The 18,954-nt window shown below is 38.6% G+C and carries 17 protein-coding genes and 1 pseudogene; 9 read left to right on the top strand and 9 right to left on the bottom strand.

Annotated elements, in window-relative coordinates; genetic code table 11:
• Positions 1-6 precede the first annotated feature (6 nt).
• From R3E32_15620 to R3E32_15605, 4 genes are all read right to left on the bottom strand, one after another.
• A complete protein-coding gene (locus R3E32_15620) occupies positions 7-858 on the bottom strand; it encodes a histidinol-phosphatase (GenBank protein ID MEZ4886163.1) in 852 nt (283 codons plus the stop codon).
• A gap of 96 nt (positions 859-954) precedes the next feature.
• Positions 955-1,461, bottom strand: a complete 507-nt coding sequence (locus R3E32_15615; protein ID MEZ4886162.1) for a metallophosphoesterase family protein — start codon at positions 1,459-1,461, stop codon at positions 955-957.
• 38 nt (positions 1,462-1,499) lie between these two features.
• A complete protein-coding gene (locus R3E32_15610) occupies positions 1,500-3,230 on the bottom strand; it encodes a M14 family metallopeptidase (protein MEZ4886161.1) in 1,731 nt (576 codons plus the stop codon).
• Between the two features lie 56 nt (positions 3,231-3,286).
• On the bottom strand, positions 3,287-3,943 hold the full coding sequence (locus tag R3E32_15605; protein ID MEZ4886160.1) for a class I SAM-dependent methyltransferase: 657 nt from the start codon (positions 3,941-3,943) through the stop codon (positions 3,287-3,289).
• A 196-nt stretch (positions 3,944-4,139) separates the two neighbouring features.
• Here R3E32_15605 and R3E32_15600 point away from each other — a divergent pair, with 196 nt between their 5' ends.
• Positions 4,140-6,959: a hypothetical protein gene (locus tag R3E32_15600; GenBank protein ID MEZ4886159.1), complete on the top strand. Its 2,820-nt coding sequence runs from the start codon at positions 4,140-4,142 to the stop codon at positions 6,957-6,959.
• Between the two features lie 374 nt (positions 6,960-7,333).
• Here R3E32_15600 and R3E32_15595 read toward each other — a convergent pair.
• Both R3E32_15595 and R3E32_15590 read right to left on the bottom strand, forming a co-directional pair.
• Positions 7,334-8,218 (bottom strand): annotated as a pseudogene (locus tag R3E32_15595) (IS3 family transposase).
• Between the two features lie 26 nt (positions 8,219-8,244).
• Positions 8,245-8,610, bottom strand: a complete 366-nt coding sequence (locus R3E32_15590; protein ID MEZ4886158.1) for a transposase — start codon at positions 8,608-8,610, stop codon at positions 8,245-8,247.
• 96 nt (positions 8,611-8,706) lie between these two features.
• On the opposite strand from R3E32_15590, the gene R3E32_15585 reads away from it, so the two are divergent.
• Together R3E32_15585 and R3E32_15580 are read left to right on the top strand one after the other, a co-directional pair.
• Positions 8,707-9,489 (top strand): hypothetical protein, encoded by a 783-nt coding sequence (locus R3E32_15585; protein MEZ4886157.1) that lies wholly within the window; start codon positions 8,707-8,709, stop codon positions 9,487-9,489.
• A 343-nt stretch (positions 9,490-9,832) separates the two neighbouring features.
• A complete protein-coding gene (locus R3E32_15580) occupies positions 9,833-10,039 on the top strand; it encodes a hypothetical protein (protein ID MEZ4886156.1) in 207 nt (68 codons plus the stop codon).
• A gap of 289 nt (positions 10,040-10,328) precedes the next feature.
• On the opposite strand, the gene R3E32_15575 is transcribed toward R3E32_15580, so the two are convergent.
• Together R3E32_15575 and R3E32_15570 are read right to left on the bottom strand one after the other, a co-directional pair.
• Positions 10,329-11,021: a hypothetical protein gene (locus R3E32_15575; GenBank protein MEZ4886155.1), complete on the bottom strand. Its 693-nt coding sequence runs from the start codon at positions 11,019-11,021 to the stop codon at positions 10,329-10,331.
• An 83-nt stretch (positions 11,022-11,104) separates the two neighbouring features.
• On the bottom strand, positions 11,105-11,434 hold the full coding sequence (locus tag R3E32_15570; protein MEZ4886154.1) for a hypothetical protein: 330 nt from the start codon (positions 11,432-11,434) through the stop codon (positions 11,105-11,107).
• Between the two features lie 299 nt (positions 11,435-11,733).
• On the opposite strand from R3E32_15570, the gene R3E32_15565 reads away from it, so the two are divergent.
• From R3E32_15565 to R3E32_15550, 4 genes are all read left to right on the top strand, one after another.
• Complete coding sequence (locus R3E32_15565) at positions 11,734-12,375, top strand: lytic transglycosylase domain-containing protein (protein MEZ4886153.1); 642 nt, start codon at positions 11,734-11,736, stop codon at positions 12,373-12,375.
• A 280-nt stretch (positions 12,376-12,655) separates the two neighbouring features.
• Complete coding sequence (locus R3E32_15560; protein ID MEZ4886152.1) at positions 12,656-13,210, top strand: hypothetical protein; 555 nt, start codon at positions 12,656-12,658, stop codon at positions 13,208-13,210.
• 175 nt (positions 13,211-13,385) lie between these two features.
• Positions 13,386-15,401, top strand: coding sequence for a 30S ribosomal protein S1 (rpsA, locus tag R3E32_15555; GenBank protein MEZ4886151.1), 2,016 nt, complete (start codon positions 13,386-13,388; stop codon positions 15,399-15,401).
• A 426-nt stretch (positions 15,402-15,827) separates the two neighbouring features.
• Positions 15,828-16,811 (top strand): IS110 family transposase, encoded by a 984-nt coding sequence (locus R3E32_15550; protein ID MEZ4886150.1) that lies wholly within the window; start codon positions 15,828-15,830, stop codon positions 16,809-16,811.
• A 102-nt stretch (positions 16,812-16,913) separates the two neighbouring features.
• On the opposite strand, the gene R3E32_15545 is transcribed toward R3E32_15550, so the two are convergent.
• Positions 16,914-17,345: a BrxA/BrxB family bacilliredoxin gene (locus R3E32_15545; protein ID MEZ4886149.1), complete on the bottom strand. Its 432-nt coding sequence runs from the start codon at positions 17,343-17,345 to the stop codon at positions 16,914-16,916.
• Between the two features lie 176 nt (positions 17,346-17,521).
• Between R3E32_15545 and R3E32_15540 the strand changes: the two genes are divergently transcribed.
• Both R3E32_15540 and R3E32_15535 read left to right on the top strand, forming a co-directional pair.
• Entirely contained in the window at positions 17,522-18,295 is a 774-nt protein-coding gene (locus tag R3E32_15540; GenBank protein ID MEZ4886148.1) for an MjaI family restriction endonuclease, read from the top strand.
• Entirely contained in the window at positions 18,276-18,896 is a 621-nt protein-coding gene (locus R3E32_15535) for an L-threonylcarbamoyladenylate synthase (protein ID MEZ4886147.1), read from the top strand. Before R3E32_15540 ends, R3E32_15535 begins: the two co-directional genes overlap by 20 nt.
• The last annotated feature ends 58 nt before the right edge of the window (positions 18,897-18,954 follow it).

Below are 18,954 nucleotides of genomic sequence, written 5' to 3'. Positions count from 1 at the left end.
ACTCTACTACTCACTCATCAATCCCACTGCCTTCCATCCTCCTTCTATCAACACCATTTTTTCTTTGAAGCCAATGGCCTTCAATATCCTAGTCGCATCTTCAAATCCTTTGGTTATCTCATTGGGATGGTGACAGTCTGAACTCAAGCAAATCGGTATGTCCATGTGTTGGGCATATTCCAAAATCCATGTACTCGGATACAATTCGGTGGTCTTTTTCTTGTAAATTCCTCGTGTATTTACCTCCATAATCGCCCCCGCTTTTTTGATGACCTCCAAGGTTTTCAGCACCTCAAAAACATACCAATCACTCTGCTCCGAAAAAAGTTTGCCGTTTTCGTTGTGAATTTTGAGTTTGTCCAAATGCCCTACTATATCGGGGCAAGCCAGCGTTATCATATCTCTGGTCAATTTGAAGTAATCGCTCATAAATTTCTGAGCATCATTGTCAAAAATCTCCCTAAAGCCCTTCAAAAACTGGGCATGAGTGCCATCGGCTTGAAAAGGTTTTCCATCGCTCCAATTTCCTACAAAGTGAATAGAACCAATGGTATAGTCCAAATTCAGATGGCGAATGAATGTGTTTTGAGGAGTGATGCGTCCAGGAATGTAATCTACCTCCAAGCCTGTGTAAATTTCTATCTCATCCCTGTATTGAGTAGAAAGTTGCTCAATTTCAGCCAAATAATCCTTGATTTTGATGCGAGGAATGGCCCATTTGCAGGGAAAAGGGAGAGGCGCGTGAGAGGAAAAACCATAAGCCTTCAATCCTTGTTTGATAGCTGCCTTGATATAGGCTTCGGGAGCTAATTTACCATCGCAGTAATGCGTATGGCTGTGATAATTAGTCAATAGCATATTTTGTGTATCTAAACTACTTGGGTTTCTGAATAGCTCATATCCATGAAACGAAGATAAGCACTGCTAAGATACACATTCATTGGGAATTAGGTTTTATATTTTTCCTCTTTTGCCCAGTTCTATCACTTCCGCATCAAAAATTCGAGTCCCTTCAATCTTCATTCGCATGATGGTTCGCACTTGATGAAAACCGTGATTGCCCGCTGCCCCTGGGTTGATGTGCAGCATTTTGTGGTATTTTTCGACTGCCATGACCTTCAAAATATGGGAATGTCCGCAAACAAAAATACGTGGCAGCGCATAGTTCAACTTTCGCCTTACCCGTTCATTGTAACGGGGCGGCGAACCTGCAATGTGTGTCATCCAAATGGTCACACCTTCACATTCAAAAAACGCATTTTCAGGATATATTGCCCGAATTTCGTGTCCGTCAATGTTGCCATACACCGCTCTAAGCGGTTTGAAAGCCGCCAACTCGTCTGCCAAACTCAAAGTGCCTATATCGCCAGCGTGCCAGATTTCATCACAGTTTTTGAAGTAATGGAAAATCTTGTCATCCAAGTAGCTGTGCGTATCGGATAGAATGCCGATTTGTTTCATAATCTAATTTTGTAAGTTAGTTTTTGAATTTGAATTTTTCACTCTAAAACCCTCACCACAGGATAGCGCCGATAAGTATCTTCAAAATAAGGTGAACGTTCATAGACAAATTGCAGTTGGGCATACGCATCTTCCGCAAAAGCAGTGTCTTCTTTTTTGCGTTGCTCCAAAGCCGATTTCAAATCGGGGTTCTCTGCAAGAACTTGAACAGCCATGTCTTCAAACAAATAGGGCGAAAAATACTCCTTTTGCTGCAAAATCGAATCAAAGAAATTCCAAGCAAAAAACGAATCGTGTGCCTGCGGTTCTAAGGTTTCGACAATGTAGCGATTGCCCTTTTGATTCACTTCAACAACAAAATCACCCGCCCGAAACGACAAGACCTTTCTCTCTTTGCGAACTTCTACATTGTAGTGCAAATAATGACCTTCATAAGGCTGCCTCACCGTTTCGTAGTTCTCAATGTAATATGCCTCAACTTCCATGCTCTTATCTTGCTGCAATTGGGTCATTTTCACGCCATTCCATTGGAGTCTTTCGATGACTTCCTTCCATGCTTGCGGCACAATGTAGGCCATAGGTTTTTCGATGTTGATGCTTGCATTGTAGGTAGTGAAATGTGGAATAGGTCTTTCGTAGGGAGCGTTTTGGTCGTAGTACAACCGCTGCAAACCACTGATTTCACTCGTTTTGTATTTCGCTTCAAAACCTTTGAAGGAAAATTCTGAATGTTTTGAAGTGTCCAAAGCCCATTGAATGGGAAAGATTTGCTGTTCTTCAATGGCTTTGTTTGCCTCTTTCCGCAAATCCCCAATTTTGGCAGCATGTTGGTGGGTGAATTGCAGCGTTTCGACCAAAAATTGGTAGGTCGACAAGACCCTATCTTTGTAGGGTTTGAGCATGTGGGCTTCGGTGATGAAGCCCAATGTATTGAACAAGGTTGTATAACCCGATGAATATCTGGGAGTTTCCAAGAAAGTTTGGATGCCCTCATTAGGCGTTTCACCTGTCAAATAGACATAAGGAGCGGTCAGATAGCCTGCTTTGTTCATCGAAACGGTCAATTGTGGCGACATGGTTTCGTGTAGAAAATCGGCTAAAATCGGCTGCAATTTGTTGCGTTCCGTAGCAATCAAGGTCATCACATATTGGTGGTCAGAGCCGTTTGTGGTGTGCGTGTCTATAAAAATATCGGGCTGCCAAGTGTGGAATATTTCGGTGAAAGTGCGGGCATTTTGCGAGTCACATTTGATGAAATCTCGATTCAAATCCAAATTGCGGGCATTTCCCCTAAAACCATGTTCCAAAGGTCCATTTTGATTGGCTCTGCTGCAACAGCCTCTATTTTCCACTCCTCCAATGTTGTACATCGGAATGATACAAAGCACCACATTGTCAAGCCATTCTGCTTTTTTGTCCTTTTTATTGAGCAGTTCCCCCACCAATTGAATACTCGCATCTACTCCACAAGGTTCTCCCGCATGGATGGCATTGTTAATCAAAATGATGCGTTTGTTTTTGGAGCGAACCGAAGCGGGTGAAAAATCCTTGTCCTTCGAAATCACCAACAAGTGCAGTGGTTTTCCCGTATCGGTTGTACCATATTGCAGCAAAGTAGCCCAATCACTTTTTTCCGCCAATTGCTCGTACATCGCAATTGTTTCTTCGTATGTAGGTGTTTGATTGTCTGCGTATTTTAGTGAGATTTGAGCAAAATTATTTGTAGTCATACAGCATAGGATAAAGGAAATGAGAAAGAGGTATTTCATGGAAAAGACATTTTTTTTTAGGCTTTTGACAAAAGATTAAAGACGATAGGTTTAATTTATACCTCTCTCTTCTTCGCTACCAACACATAGTGGTCAAAAATCCTATTTTTTTGAATCAACTGACAACTCGTTATTTCACAGCCTCTTTTGGTGAGCATATTTTGGTATTCCACCAAATCGTATTGATGCGGATGTAAAATATCACCTGGCAACATTCGGAATAAATGTTTCAAAAAGTTGTAGTTATGTGCGTCAATACTAACGACCAATGTTCCATTTGGCAAAACGGCCTCTACCAATCTGTCAAAACTGTCTTCGATATCCGATACGTGATTGATGGCATTCATACAAAACACAACATCGTAGCTGTTAGGCGATTGGAACTGCTCCAAAGGTAAATCATGGAACTGAACGTAGGGATAATCGGCAGGGGAAAAATGGGCGAGTTTGTTTTGGTAATGCAAAAGCAAAGGGTCGACTGCCGTTACCTCTTGTTGAGGCAACACCATAAAGATGCCCGCAGGCCCACAACCCGCATCCAAAACCTTGTCTTTAGGCTTCATTTGCAGGTAATTGCCCACTTTTTGAAGCACTTCATTCCAATAGCCTTTTTTCCAAGCCGTATATTCATCTTTCGATTTTCTCCGCAAATACTTTTGCCACCACAGCAATTCTACACGTTGAGCGAGTTCCCATTTAAGCGTCTTATTCATTGGTAGGGTTTTGGTTGATTTTACTGATGTTTAAAAAAATTTGGTAGAATTTGGAGATTTGCGTCAAGGTGGGCTATTGCTATAAAAACTTCAAAAACAAAGTTGGTAATAAAAAGCCTAAATTTGTACTTTATTGTATTCGCAAACTCAAACTTGCATATACTTTTATTTTTTTGACCATCTTTTTTTTATCAATATGTCGCAGCATCTTCTTGACAATCTTCGCAAAAATGTATGGCAAAAAGCCTTTTCTAAAGCACCAATGCCTTCCAAATGGCGGAACAATCACGCCAAAGACCTTCAAAATAAACTCTATCGAGAATTGGGTCAATTGTTGGATGTCCGCCTCCTTTTGAAGTTTTTGGAGGGCAAATGGATTGACGAGCAATCACTAAATATTTTGGCAAAATACGCATTATTTGAGAATAGAGAGGAAAATGTCGACACTTTTTCTGCAAAAAAAACAGATTATTGGCAGCAATTTCAAAACAAAGAATTGGGAATTGAAGAGGAAGAACCTTCAACGGAGGCTTCCCCTACTGCCATTGAAGAAACCAACGAAAACGCAGAAACTACCGTGCAAAAGCCCCTTTTTCCCACCTATACTACTTTTTATTGGCGGCGACCGATAGACGAGGTTTTGGCAAAACTGCTGCAAAGTCGTTCCCCTATTTGGGTAGAAGGTGTGGCATTATCGGGCAAAAGTCGGGCAATTTGGGAGGCATTGAAGGTTTTGAAAAATGTATCCGTTGTTTTGCCTGATGTCAAAAACTTGGAGACTGCAATGCCTTTGCCGTCCATTGAAGCAGAAAAAACCGTGGTGTATTTCGATGATTTGATGGCTTATTACACTGCGTACTCTCATCATCATTGGATTGTCAATCAATATCTTAGTCAAATTTTGGAGCGAGAAAATACGCAGGTGCTGGTAAGCAATCGCACGGGTTTGGAGGCAACTTTGATGGCGGACTATTTGCCCGATGCTTTGCAGCAAAAGTTTGAAAAAATCGAAATTCCGAGCATCACTTTTGACGATATTGCAGGGTTTCAAGGAGAAGTAGAAGTGCGTTTGGACTTCAATGCTTTTGATGACAGCATGGGTTCGCTGCTGATGGGTTTTAGCAATGTCCAAAAAAAGTATGAGCAGTTGGCGAACATCACAGATTTGGGCTGGAATTTCAGTCAGAAAGTAGCGGACACGGCTCAGGATATTTTGTTTGCATTGAAGCATTTACACCATATTTGTCATTTTCACCAAGCCCCTAATTGCTTCAAAGTGTCTTTGGTCAGAGACTTTTGCCTACGCTTGCAGGGACGCAAAATCAGCCAAAAACAATGGCAAGAGGCTTTGGAAGTTTTGGAGGTATTGCAGCAAAAAACAGTGCGGTTTCTGCAATGGCAGGATGCAGATTTTTTTCAAATAGATACGACTTATTTAGATTGTGCGATTGAGCCAAATTTGCCAAATTCTGACATCGTGAGGAAGGTAAAAGAACTTTATACAACGGTCGAGCAGCGCATCGAAAATGGCTTTTTTCTGCATCCTGTTTATTTCAGCAAACGCATTTATGCCCAACAGTTTTTTGAGCAAGCCAAGCAAGTGCTAAACAAGGCAATAGAGGAAGGATTGCAGCCCAATGCTGCCGTTTTTACAAGCCTTCTCCGCAAAACGAGTAATTTTGAAGAGGCGTATGCTTTGCTGCAGCAAATAAAGGTTTGGAAGGTGAAGCCCGACACCATTCTTTTTAAAGTATTGCTTTCTAAAACAACGAATTACCAACAATCTCAACAGGTTTATACTGCCTTGAAAACGGCTAATATTCAACCCAATTCGACTTTCTTCAATTTTATGATGGCAAAAGCCGATACCTATCAGCAGGTCTTGGACTTGGTGGCAGATATGAAAACTGCTGGTATTCGACCTTCTACCGAAACCTTCAATGCGCTGATAGCCAAAGCAGATACACACGCCAAAGCCTTGCAATGGCGACACACCATGCAAAACGCACAGTGTCCTCCCAATCTTCAAACTTTTCTATATTTGTTGCAGCAAAGTGCTGATTTTGAAGGGGCAACCGAAATTTGGCAGCAAATGACAAGCGCAGGTTTTTTGCCGCAAAGCATTAATTTTTATCACCTTTATTTGCAACGTGCTGCGAGTTTGTCTCAGGCATTGAAGGTGAAAAAAGCGATTGCAGCCCATTCGGCTTTGTCGCTCGACCTCGAAACCTTCAATATTTTGCTGCTATTGGCGGAAAACGATGCACAGATTCAAGCATTTAGGGAGGAAATGACCCAGCTCGATATTTCTCCCAATGCGGCTACTTTTGCAGCCTTGATTGCTCAGGCGACTGATTTTGAAGCGGCATTGAAGTTGCTACAAGAAATGCCCGCTTTTGGACTGAAAGCGGCTACGGATTCTTACAACGCGCTTTTGCAACAGGCGACAGATTTGGATAGAGCGATGGGGGTTTTTGAGCAAATGCACGAACAGCAAATCGCTTTGAATGAGGATAGTTTCTTGATTTTGTTGGACAAAACGGAAGGATTTGAAGAGGGTTTGCGCTTGTTGGTTCAACTGCAACAGATGGATTACAAGGCTGGCAGAGCGACTTACAACCGCTTGATTGCTCGTGCCGAAACGATTCAACCTGCTTTGCAGGCACTTCGAAAAATGCGTCAAAATGGGGTGGTTCCCGATGCAAAAACGTATAGCATATTGATTGGCAAGGTGAATGATGGAAACTTTAAGCAGGCTTTTAATCTCTTCAAAACCATGAAAGCGGAATACATTCGCCCAACGGAGGAGTGTTATGAGGCCTTGCTCGAAAAGATTGCGGGATATGAGCAGGCGTTTGTGAATCAGGTGCTTCTATTGTATCCTCAGACTCTAAATGAGTTGGATTACCACCGAATTTTTGCAGCAATTCTACCCAAAATTGATCGTCACGCTTTTTTGAAGACGGCAGAGGAGTATATTGATAGGGATGAGAAGATTGGGGAGTTGTATGGGTAGGTGTTATACATCTTTCACCAACATTTAGCACAAACTGCAAAACGATTCCTCGAGTCGTCCTAAAAAAACCTTACAGTGAAATAATATGTACTGAAATAGTTTGGCACTCAAAAAATTGTCCTAATTACTCTTTACAAGGTCAATTTTTATCCTAAAATAACTTTACGTAAAGTTACAAAAAAAGATTAAATTTACCAAATCAAGTGAAGCGGAATGTGGCTCTGCTGGGGAGCAACCACACAAGGAATAGCTTGATTTGGATGGATACATTCTATCAGAGCAACTTTGAATGATTTTTCATTTAGAGTTGCTATTTTTTTATCTATGTAAAATGTGATAGAATCTATCCGTTCAACAGATGCCTAAGAAAACCCTTACGTTAGTTTTGTATTTTCCTGTTTATCAACAACTTGCTTCTTTCTCCATCTATTTTTTAACTCCCCTGTTTTCAAATGCGCTTTTTGGGGTGTCAAATAATTGATACTTCCATGAGGTCTGACCGTATTGTAATTTGCAATAGATTGATTAACAATTTGTAATGCGTGTTCATAATTGTCAAAAATTTGCGCTAAATCAAAATCTACTTTCAAAGTACCATTGATACTTTCTGCCATGGCATTTTCATAAGGAGAACCGCTCTGAGTCATACTAATACGAATATTATTTTCTGTTAGTTTTTCAATATATGCAAAACTACAATACTGCACACCTCTATCAGAATGATGGATTAAAGAACGTTTTGGAAATTGGCGATTTTTTAGAGCGAGTTCTAAAGCTAAGAAAGGTTCTTCTGCCTCCAGACTTTCATGGAGTTGATGCCCCATAATTCTTCGAGAATAGGCATCAGTAATCAAACTCAAATAAACAAAACCTGTCTGCAAACGAAGATAAGTAATATCACTCACCCACAACAATTCTGATTTCGTAACCTCAATATTATCAATCAAATAAGGGTGTTTCTTTAACCAATGGTTGGAGTTGGTTGTTTTAGATTTACGGCGTTTTCGCTTGACCAACAAATTATTTTCCCCCAATAAATCAAAGAACTTATCTCGACCCATTTTTATCGCATGTTTGCGAAATATTCCATCCTCTTGAAGGCGGTGGAATAATTTGCGACCTCCCATTCCCTTTACTTTGACTCGTAAATCCTTCACACTCTTTAAGATAATTTCTTCCTCCAAGGCTAAACGACTCATATAACGCTGACGATCATACCACGCTTGACGACTTTTACCGAACAATCCACATAGCACACTTAGGCTATGATTAGGATATAAAAACCTTAATTCACAGACTGTTCGGTCTCAAACTTTTTTTTGATTTCCAACCCAAATTCTTGTTCTGCTATATCTACCATCGTTTCTAAGCTCTCTATTTTTAGCTGACTCAATGATAGTTTTTTCTCCAATTCCTCTATCCGAGATTGAAGACTTTTTACAGTTTGTGATTCTTTTATATCCATAGACTTTGGAGTTAATATGCTCATATCTCCTTTTTTGCGATACCATTTTACGAACTCCTTGACCACATCTTTATTCGGCAAGCCGTATAGCTCTGCTCCCATGGAGTAGCTAAATTTGCCCGATAAATAATCTTGTGCTACTTTGCGTTTTAAATTCTCGGAGTACTTGCGGTAATTTTTTACCAATTTACTTTTTTTTGCATTTTGTCCTAATTTTTTGTAAGTTTATTCTAGGACAAGTCACAATGCTGAATTTAACAAAACATTCAAATTTATTAAATAATGACAACATCAAAAACAACTTTTCTCTTCTTCTTTTTATTCCTCTCCTTTTCCAGTTTCGCCCAAAACCAAAAGTTGTATTGGGGCTTTTCTACGGGTGCAGGGGGCGTTTTGACAACGATTGACAAGGAGGTAAATTTTTCTCAAAAAATAGGCTTTACTACTCCTACCGAAGTAAACCTCAGCTATGATTTAAGCGAAATATGGGCATTGCAATTACATGTAGGGATTCATGCCAAACGTTATAGTGTTTCGGCAGATAAATTTTATATCCACACTTACCCAATACGCCCACAAGCCAACTTTTTCGAATGGCAGTCCAATTTGACCACTGGGCTAAACTTGGTATTTCGAAAACCCTTCAATGCTCAAAAAAAGGTGTATTGGGGAATGATGGCAGGATATGGTATCAACTGGAAAAATGATGGACGGGAAGGAAAGCGTTTTTCAGGGAAAAATTGCGATGATGTAATTTCCACTCCGCCATTTAATTTTGACCCATCTAGTTGTGAAAAGGCATTGGAGGTCAGTTATGATTTCGGCAATCGAGGAAGCCATTATTATCTTTTGGGTCTGCTTACAGATATTACACTCCCTTCCAAAAAATCAGACAAGAAGAATATTTTGAGATTGGCGATTGTGAATAGAACAGGTAGAGGAGTTCCTTTGTCATTGATGGGAAACATGATTTTTTATGAGAATGGAGAGGCTATTGAAGAAGTTGATTTTAGGAGCAATGGTTCTACGCTCTCTTTTGAAGTAGGTTGGTTGATCCCTATTTGATTTTGCAGTTTTGGAGGATTTGAAATTGACGAGGAGAAGGAATTTGAGGGATTTTTAAGTGGAAAGATTATAAACATTTGTCTGCTATTGAAGGTTATAATGCTGCTTTTTTCAACTGCAAATACCCTCATTGAAGGAAAGTTAGATGCTGCTCCATTTGTAAATAGTGCTTGAACGATAAGGCACAAATATTTGATATTGATTAAAATAAAGAGCTTTTTTTGCTTGAATTTTATAGTAGAAATTATTATCTTAGCAATTGCAATATTTGTATAATGTTAATTACGAATCAAATGATGATTTGTCTGTCTATGAGATTCGTGTAAAAAAGTATTACTATCTGATGCGTAAAGAATTTGAAGCACAATTACAGTTGGATTCGATTCCTATTGGAGAGGTAGAAATAGATATGCGAAGCCGTCATGAGCTACCTCAACTATTAGCAGGATTACAGCATATTTTCACGAATGAAGCGCTTCGAACAGCCGTTCTGAAAGTTTTATCTGAGGCTATTTTGTCAGAAAAAAAGCGGCGGGTCGTTTGGGAATGAGTTTATGGGAATTATTTGTTTTGGGTTGTTGCCGTCTAAATTTAAATATAGATTATGATAATCTACATGATTTATCGAATAATCCAGCCATTCTCGGTTTACAAAACTATGACACAAAATTACTCTAAAGGCGGAATGTCAAGTTGTTTTTCTTCAACAATAAATTTGTAAATCGCCTCCATAGACACAACTGGCACTAAATAAAAGATAGCTCTAACTTTTTCCCACAAACTTGCAAAGGAAGAACATTTGCTTTTTGCTTTCTGAAAAAAGATGTCTAAATGCTGAACTATTTGGTCGACAAAAAAGCTAAAAAAGTCAGTAAGGCAAAGTTAGTAGCCAAATATTTGTGTCCATGACCATAGTTGTGTTCTAAATGATAACCTTGGTTTTTAAGCGTATTAAAAACCTCATTTTCAATCTTCCATCTGGCTCTTGCAACTGCCACTAATTCGGCAAGATTCTTTTTATCAATAGGTAAGTCTGTAATCCAACTTCCTCTAAATACTATTTCATTGGTTTTATTATCTACTTGCTCATACTCAAAATAGTTAGTTTTTATGTCTGTATGTGAACCATTGAGTATCAAATCAGAGGTAAAATAAGCGGTACAGGTTTTACCATTTTTCTGCCAAGTAAGAGATTGAAACTCTTCTTTTTGCCTAAGTTTTGCTACTTGTAGTTGTACGAAATTTTGCCCTTTACAGACAATAATATAGCTCATATTTGCATCTTGTAAGCATTTAATATGAGGTCCTGTGTCATATAAAGCATCAAAAACTCCTATTAACTTTTCTTCCAAAAGTAAGGCTCGAGCCTTGGGAATGAGCCGTTTAGCTGCACTTTGCTCACAATCATTCTTTTCACAACCACCTTGTTGAACTATTGCCTCACAAGCAATAGAGAATACTATAGCCTCATCAGGGTGTAGGGCTGCTGATCCAAGAAGTTGATGGTAATACTGTTGTTTCCCATTTTCCATAGTCTTTACCAAACAATAAGGACATCTTTGTGCGTTGGAACAAAAATGTCCTGTTCCGTCAAAATTCACAGCTGTATAACACCCTAAAACATGCCGTTTTTTGAATACATTTTTTCTCGTAAAATATTTATAGGTACTTTGAAGATAGATTCAATATCGGAAGGCGATACGCCGTCTAAGCCTCCTCGAAAAGCAGTATCTCCTAGTAATTTTTCAATACCATAGACCCGTTTGAGGTTCTCCCTACGTACAGGATATAAATCTCGAAAGCGAGATAAGGAAGAATCTTTCAACGAAAACATGGCATAGCCTATACTCAATAAATCTTCTAATTCATAACTGATATTATGGGAACGATGGTCTTCTATTTCTGCAAATTTTTCTCGTAACTTTGATATTATTTTATCCATCATCTATATAAAATAAACATTTTTTCGTATATTATCATATTTATTTTATTCTAAACCGAGAATAGCTGGGTGATTTGTGAAATTATTTAGATATTTTTTAATATTTAGAGAGAAATTAAAAAAAGCAAAAAAACTTTCCTAATATCATTTTTAGTAGTATCTTTGCGGCCCGATTTGAGGATTGTCTTATTTGAAATAGATTCGGCGATCTTTAAGGAGCACATTTTCATCCATTTTCCACCAATTTTTTTGAAGGTAGAAGTGCAGTCAAAAATGTGTATTTTTTTACTAAATTTAGTTCTATGAAAAAGAAATTTATAGCAGCCGTCATTTCGGTTATTTTTCCGTTATCGGCGGGTACTGTATCTTTGGATGCAGATGTTGCTACACTCACAACAATGGAAGCTGAAAACCCTACACACAACCTTGCAGATCTTTATTTAATAGAAGAAGCGAAAGAACATACAGATGACCATGGCGTTTTTGAAAGGAAAGTGCGAATCATGGCACGCAATATGAATGTTCCTCCAGAATGGATTATGGCAGTGATTCATGCAGAATCTCGTTTTAATCCGAAAGTAAAAAACTATAAAGGTTCTGGCGCAAGAGGCCTTATTCAATGGATGCCACACGTATATAAAGAGATGGGCGTTCAGAAATTGCCCACAGCAGCCGTTGACCAATTGGATTTAGTAGAGCAGTATCTATGTGAACGACAGGCAGAGGTCGGGACATACAAAAGCTTGACAGACTTACGCTTGGCTATATTGTATCCAGTAGCAGTTGGAAAATCTCAAAACTACGCTCTTTATAGCAAACCATCTTTGGCTTATGAACAAAATATTGGTTTGGATATGAATAAGGACGGTAAAGTAACCGTCAAAGACATCGCTCAAAAAATGAAGCGTGAGTACAAAGATGCTTTTGAGATTCATTTAAATTAAACAATTAATATAAAATTTTACTATTCAATCAATCAATTGAAAGCCGAATGCAGAAATTTGTATTCGGCTTTTTTTTATTTTAACATCTTTGGTCGGAGATATTTCAACTTTGCCAACAGTTGAACGAATCAGAATTATTGAAGTTAATCGTACCACAGTTTGGGAAAATGAAAACTTAGGGTCAGAGCTTTTTGAAGAAGTTGACAGTTGAACTTTACCCTTTCCCCTCTGTTTACCTACATTTGCACCATAAGAAATACCAAAACATTGGAGCATCCCCATGATCAATAAAAACATTTCCTTACTATTATCGGCTTTACTTTATTTCTTCCTTCAATTCACTGCCTGTACGTATTCAGGTGAATTGAAGGAAGTCGAGGCAACAACCAACGATGGAAAAATCAAATACGCAGTTTCATTTCCAGACTATATGAAGTTGGAAACAGAAAAAACATTGAATCCCAATGCTAATTTGCAGTATGCCAGTTTTTACAGAAATATATATGCAGTAGTCATTGACCAAGTGCAAACTACTACAAATGTATCCCTGACAGATTATTGTCAGGAAGAAATAACTGCTTTAGAGGAGGTTTTAAAAAATCCCTTGCGAATAGACAGCACACGCATAGAAGTCGCTTCAAAAACGGCTTATCAGATACAACTCGTTGGAAAAGTGGGAGAAGGAGAGGTCGAAAAAAGAATCTATTACCGCTTGGTTTTTTTCGAAGCCAATCAACATTTGTTTCAATTGGTTTTTTGGGGATGGGACGAAAGACGGGATCAATACCTGAAAGATTTTGATAAAATTGTAGAAAGTTTTCGTTTAATAGATTGATAGGTAACAACCTGAACGCTGTTGGGAGTAGCGTTTGCGATTTATTGTGAATCAATTAGTTTCTTCTTTGCTTGTAAAAACACATAAAAGTTGTACCTTTGCAGACTATTTCTTTGTCCATAGAAGAAATAAATGAACGAAACCATATTTTTTAATTTAAAAAAAGTAGTCAATCTTGGCTGAGAACGAATTAGTAAACGAACAAGCTGAAGATCAACAGGAATCTACTGTTGTGACAGAAACCACTGATGATGCAAATGCGGAAACTGTGGAACAGCAAACTGAAACCGAAACAAATACAGATAATAACGACGAGGAAGTTGTTGTTACAGCAGATGCAGAAGTAGCTGAACCAACTGTGGAAACGGTTGATTCAGGTGAAGAAGAAGATGAGGTATTAAGTGAGGCTGCTCACGATGAATTTGATTGGACATTAGGAAAAAAAGCCGAACAAAATTATCAAGATGAAGAGTACGACAAGCTGTTTTTGATGTATGATGTTACCTTCAAAACCATTACTGAACACGAAATTGTGACAGGAATAGTTGAAGCCATCACCGAATCAGACGTCGTATTAGATGTGGGCTTCAAATCTGACGGATTAGTGCCTACTTCAGAATTTAGAGACTTGATGCCTGATTTGAAAAAAGGTGACAAGGTAGAAGTCTATGTACTCGAAAAAGAAGATGAAAGAGGACAACTAAGGTTGTCTCGAAAAAATGCCAAATTACTTCGTGCTTGGGAAAACATTGTCAATGCTCATGAAAATGATACAGTGGTGACAGGTACGGTAATTAGCAAAACCAAAGGTGGATTGATTGCCAATGTCTTCGGATTGGAAACTTTCTTGCCTGGTTCACAAATTGATGTGAAACCGATCGTAGATTACGATGCGTATGTTGGTATGACCATGGAATTCAAAGTGGTAAAAATCAACGAAGCTATCAAAAATGCAGTTGTTTCACACAAAGCCCTTATCGAGAGTGATTTGGAAGACCAACGTCAACGAATCATTTCTCAATTGGAGAAAGGTCAAGTATTGGAAGGTACTGTCAAAAACATCACAGACTTCGGTGCTTTCATCGACTTGGGCGGTGTGGACGGTTTGCTTTACATCACCGATATCTCTTGGGGACGTATCAACCATCCTTCAGAAATATTGGAAAATGGGCAAAAATTGAATGTCGTAGTGATAGACTTTGACGATGCGAAAAAACGCATCTCCCTTGGTCTAAAACAATTGACACCTCACCCATGGGATGTATTGGATGGAGAACTTACAGAAGGTTCTGTTATCCAAGGTAAAATTGTCAATATCGAAGATTACGGTGGATTCCTTGAAATCACTCCAGGTGTAGAAGGTTTGATTCACGTATCAGAGGTATCTTGGAGCAATCAACCTGTCAATGCCCGTGAATACTTCAAGTTGGGAGAAACATACAGTGCTAAAATCGTTACTCTTGATAGAGAAGACCGAAAAATGTCACTCAGTATCAAACAACTTCAAGCAGATCCATGGGATAGCATCAAAGATACTTTCCCAATCAACAGCAAACATACTGGCGAAGTGAAAAACCTCACTCCTTATGGTGTATTTGTTGAGTTGTCAGAAGGTATTGGCGGCATGGTTCACATCTCTGACCTATCTTGGACAAAACGCTTCAATCACCCATCAGAATATACCAGAGTTGGCGAACAACTCGATGTAGTTATTCTAGGAATTGACCAAGAAGCACGCAAATTGTCACTTGGACACAAACAAATTGAAGAAGATCCATGGGATACCTTCGAAACTGTATTCCCTAAAGGTTCTGAACATACAGGTACAATCATCAAACGTGATGACAAAGGTGGCATCGTGGCTTTACCTTATGGTTTAGAGGCATTTGCTCCTAACAAACATTTGCGCAAAGAGGATGGCTCGTATGCACAGCTAGACGAAACACTTGTATTCCGCATCAGAGAATTTGATCGCAACGACAAACGAATCATCGTTTCTCATAGCGATAGTTTGAAAGCTAAGAAAGATGCAGAATTTGAGGAAGAAAGAGAGAAACAACAAGAAGAACGCAAACAAACAACTGAGCGTGTTCGCAAGGTGAATACACAAGCCGATAGGACTACCTTAGGTGATTTGTCTGTACTTTCTGATTTGAAAAAACAAATGGAAGAATCAGAAGACGATAACTAATACCATCGTACTTTGATTTGAATGAATACAAAAAAGCCCTCCAAATTTATTTTTGGAGGGCTTTTTTTGTTTTAGTAATTCCAATAAAATTAGTTCTTCGATGACACAAAGACTTTTGAAGTTTTCTTTGGAGAGCATACTGATTTTAAAACACTTCACCTCTTTCAGAATAAACTTCAAAAGTCGTACATTGGCCCAAGAGGAAAAAGTACAAAAGTTGTAATAAAAAATAATATATTGATTAAAATTAAGAACGAGGGTAAACTGATTCAAAAGTAGTCCTTAGAGACCGTATTAGACGTTAGCCCCTCGTTCTTTATATCCCATAAAAATCGGACAGTTCAGTAGGCATAAAGCCTGAGTCACGACGCAGATTTCATAGGATATATTTCATCATTATTAGTTTAACATTCAATTTATTACTTTATGAATTCTCTAATTATCGGTATAGATGTAAGTAACAAGACTTTAGACATTGCTTATCAAGAAGATAACCACTGGGTTGATTATCAAATCGAAAATACAATGAAATCCATAGAGGTATTCTTACAAGGTTTTGATGAACAACATATTACTTTTGTTTTAGAACCTACTGGCACTTACAGTGATAAGTTGCTTCATTCTTTAGACAAATCCAACTGCTCTATTAAATTGATTAATCCACAAAAAAGCAGTGCTTTTATGAAAGTCTTAGGCATTACTGCAAAAGATGATAAGCAAGCAGCAAGAGCTTTAGCAATAGCTGGAAAGACACTTGATTTGCCTGATTTTCAAATGCCTAATGAGGATATTCAAAAGAGAAAAAAAATGCAAATGGCTCTTAATGCCTTTGAAAAGCAGGAACGACAGACTAAAAATCAAATTCATAGCCTTATGCAGTGTCTTTACACACCAGATGTTGTCTTAGAAGCTTTTCAAGACGTATTGAATACGATACAAGACAATATTCGAAAAATCAAACAAGAATTGGATGCCTTGACTGACATTGGTTTCGATAAATTCAAAGAACTTGCCTGTTCTGTTAAGGGTATTGGCGAAAAATCAGCCCAATTACTATACACATATACTAATGGCTTTGAATTATTTACAAATTCTAAACAATTGGTTAAGTTTGTAGGCACCGTGCCTTTGACTCATCAATCGGGTTCTTCTGTGTATCGAAAAGGACGCATTTCAAAAGCTGGTCCAGCTCAAATTAGGACAGTTCTTTTCAATGCTACAAGAGCAGCTATACGATTCAATAAAGAATGTAAAGAACTTTTCAATAGACTCCGATCAAAAGGAAAGCCATACAAGGTAGCTAAAGTTGCTGTTATCAACAAGCTGCTTAGGCAAACTTTTGCCGTCGTTAAATCAGGTGTCAAATTTCAAGATGATTATCACAATAAATTCAAAGAACATATTGAATAAAATAACCAATTTAAAAAATAATCCGATTTTTGCTTGCTTTTTAATACAGTTCGTCTAAAACGAGATTTTATTTTATTGGCAATCCATTAGTAATGTGTCTATTTATGAAGCTACCAATTCACAATGCTCGTCAAATGCTACCAATAAATTTTGGGCTATTTGTTGAGCAGAAGCACCTTCAATTTGAAGTCTTTGTACAAAATGAACCAACTTACCATCTTTGAAAATCGCCATTGCAGGAGAAGAAGGAGGATAAGGTAAGGTGTATTGTCTCGCCCGATTCACCGCTTCTGTGTCAACCCCTGCAAAAACAGTAGCAATTCTATCTGGCTTCTTTTCAGAATAATGCACAGCCGCTTTTGCAGCAGGGCGAGCATTGCCAGCCGCACAGCCACACACCGAATTGATAACCAAAAATACTGTTCCTTCTGATTTTGTAATCAAATCATCTACTTGTTGAGCAGTCGTAATGTCTTCAAAACCAAAGTCCGTTAAATCGGCTTTCATTGGAGCCGTTAATTGTGGAGGATACATGATCGTTTATTTTTTTAATGAAAAATATATGCAGTTCTATTCTTTGACAACAAACAAATAGGAAAAGTGTTTTTTGGTAAAACAACTTCTGCAAACACCCATTCCTACTGCAACTACAAAGATACAAACTTTGGATTTTTTTTTAATTTTACCTCCCACAACGAACACCAATCCCCATGCTCTTCGAACTCAACATGAACCCTGCCAAATTTCGGGCAACAAACGCCGTTTGGAATGAGCTACATCTCAACGATCCGTGGAGTGTGGGCTATGTAGCTACGCTGATTGAAGAGCAAACTTTTGCAGCAAAAGAAGACTGGCAAAACTACTATTATGCTTCGGGCGAAAAACGTCAAACGGGTCTTCTTCAATTAGATACTGCACTTCAAAATACGCTGCAAAATTCTTTATTGAAGTACGAAAACCCAGCAGCCATCTACCAAATCCCCTTACCCCACCGACAACTCAATACCCAATTTGGTAGAACCAAAGCCGATTTTGAAGCCAAAGCAAAAATCCTGCAAAGCCACTGCAATATAGAACTGACCACAGAAGAAGCCCTTGAGTGTGTGCGTTTTCGGGTGATTTGTGAAACGTGGAACGGCATCATTGTGCGAGAACGTGCCACCGTCCAAACGCTGCAAAAACATTTTCCCAAAATAGAATTTAAAGTCAGCGATGGCGTTCGAGATTACCAATACGCCATTGACTACGAGTTGTTTCTAAACGGCAAACTTTTAGGAGCCATCCAAATCAAACCCAAATCGTATCAAGGCAATCAATCCTATCTCCAAAAAGCCAAAAATGCGAATAGTAGAAAACACCAAGCCTACTTCAATACCTACAATCGAAATGTACGTTATATCTTTGCCAATCACCGAGGCGAAATCCTCAATACAGATGATTTTTTGGAAAAATTGAAAAAATATTATGAAAAATACACCCGATAAACCAACCCATCAACAAGTTTCAAAAGAACGAAATAGACCAACATGGGATGAGAATCCTATGAAAATCCTCCAAAACGGTGGCACAATTCTCTATCCAACCGACACCGTTTGGGGAATCGGTTGTGATGCGACCAGCGAAGAAGCCGTAAAAAAAGTGTATGCCTTGAAACAAAGGGATGAAAGCAAAGCTTTGATAATCTTGGTAAAAGACGAAGAAATGTTGCGAAAATATGTAACCGAAATCCCTTCTTCAATTGCAGTCATACTCACCCATGCAACACGACCTACCACCATCATCTACCCGAATGCCCGCAATTTAGCCTCCAACTTAATAGCAGAAGACGGTTCTATTGCCATCCGTATTCCGCAACACGATTTTTGCCAAAACCTATTGCAGCAATGGCAAAAACCCTTGGTGTCAACTTCCGCCAATATCAGCGGAGAACCTACTCCCATTCATTTTTCTGAAATCAGTGAAACCATCAAAAACCAAGTGGATTATGTGGTGGATTCAGATGTTTTTGACATTCAAACACCTACACAACCTTCGAGGATTCTGAAGATAGGAGAGGAGGGAGAGGTTTTGGTGATTAGGGAATAACTGTGGTGTAACACTATTCCATCTTTGCGCTCGTTTCCAACGAGTGCATACAAATTCA

Source organism: Chitinophagales bacterium (assembly GCA_041392475.1).
GTDB lineage: Bacteria > Bacteroidota > Bacteroidia > Chitinophagales > UBA2359 > JAUHXA01.
The sequence above is the reverse complement of the archived record's forward strand: the minus strand, read 5'-3'. Positions and strand labels throughout refer to the sequence as shown.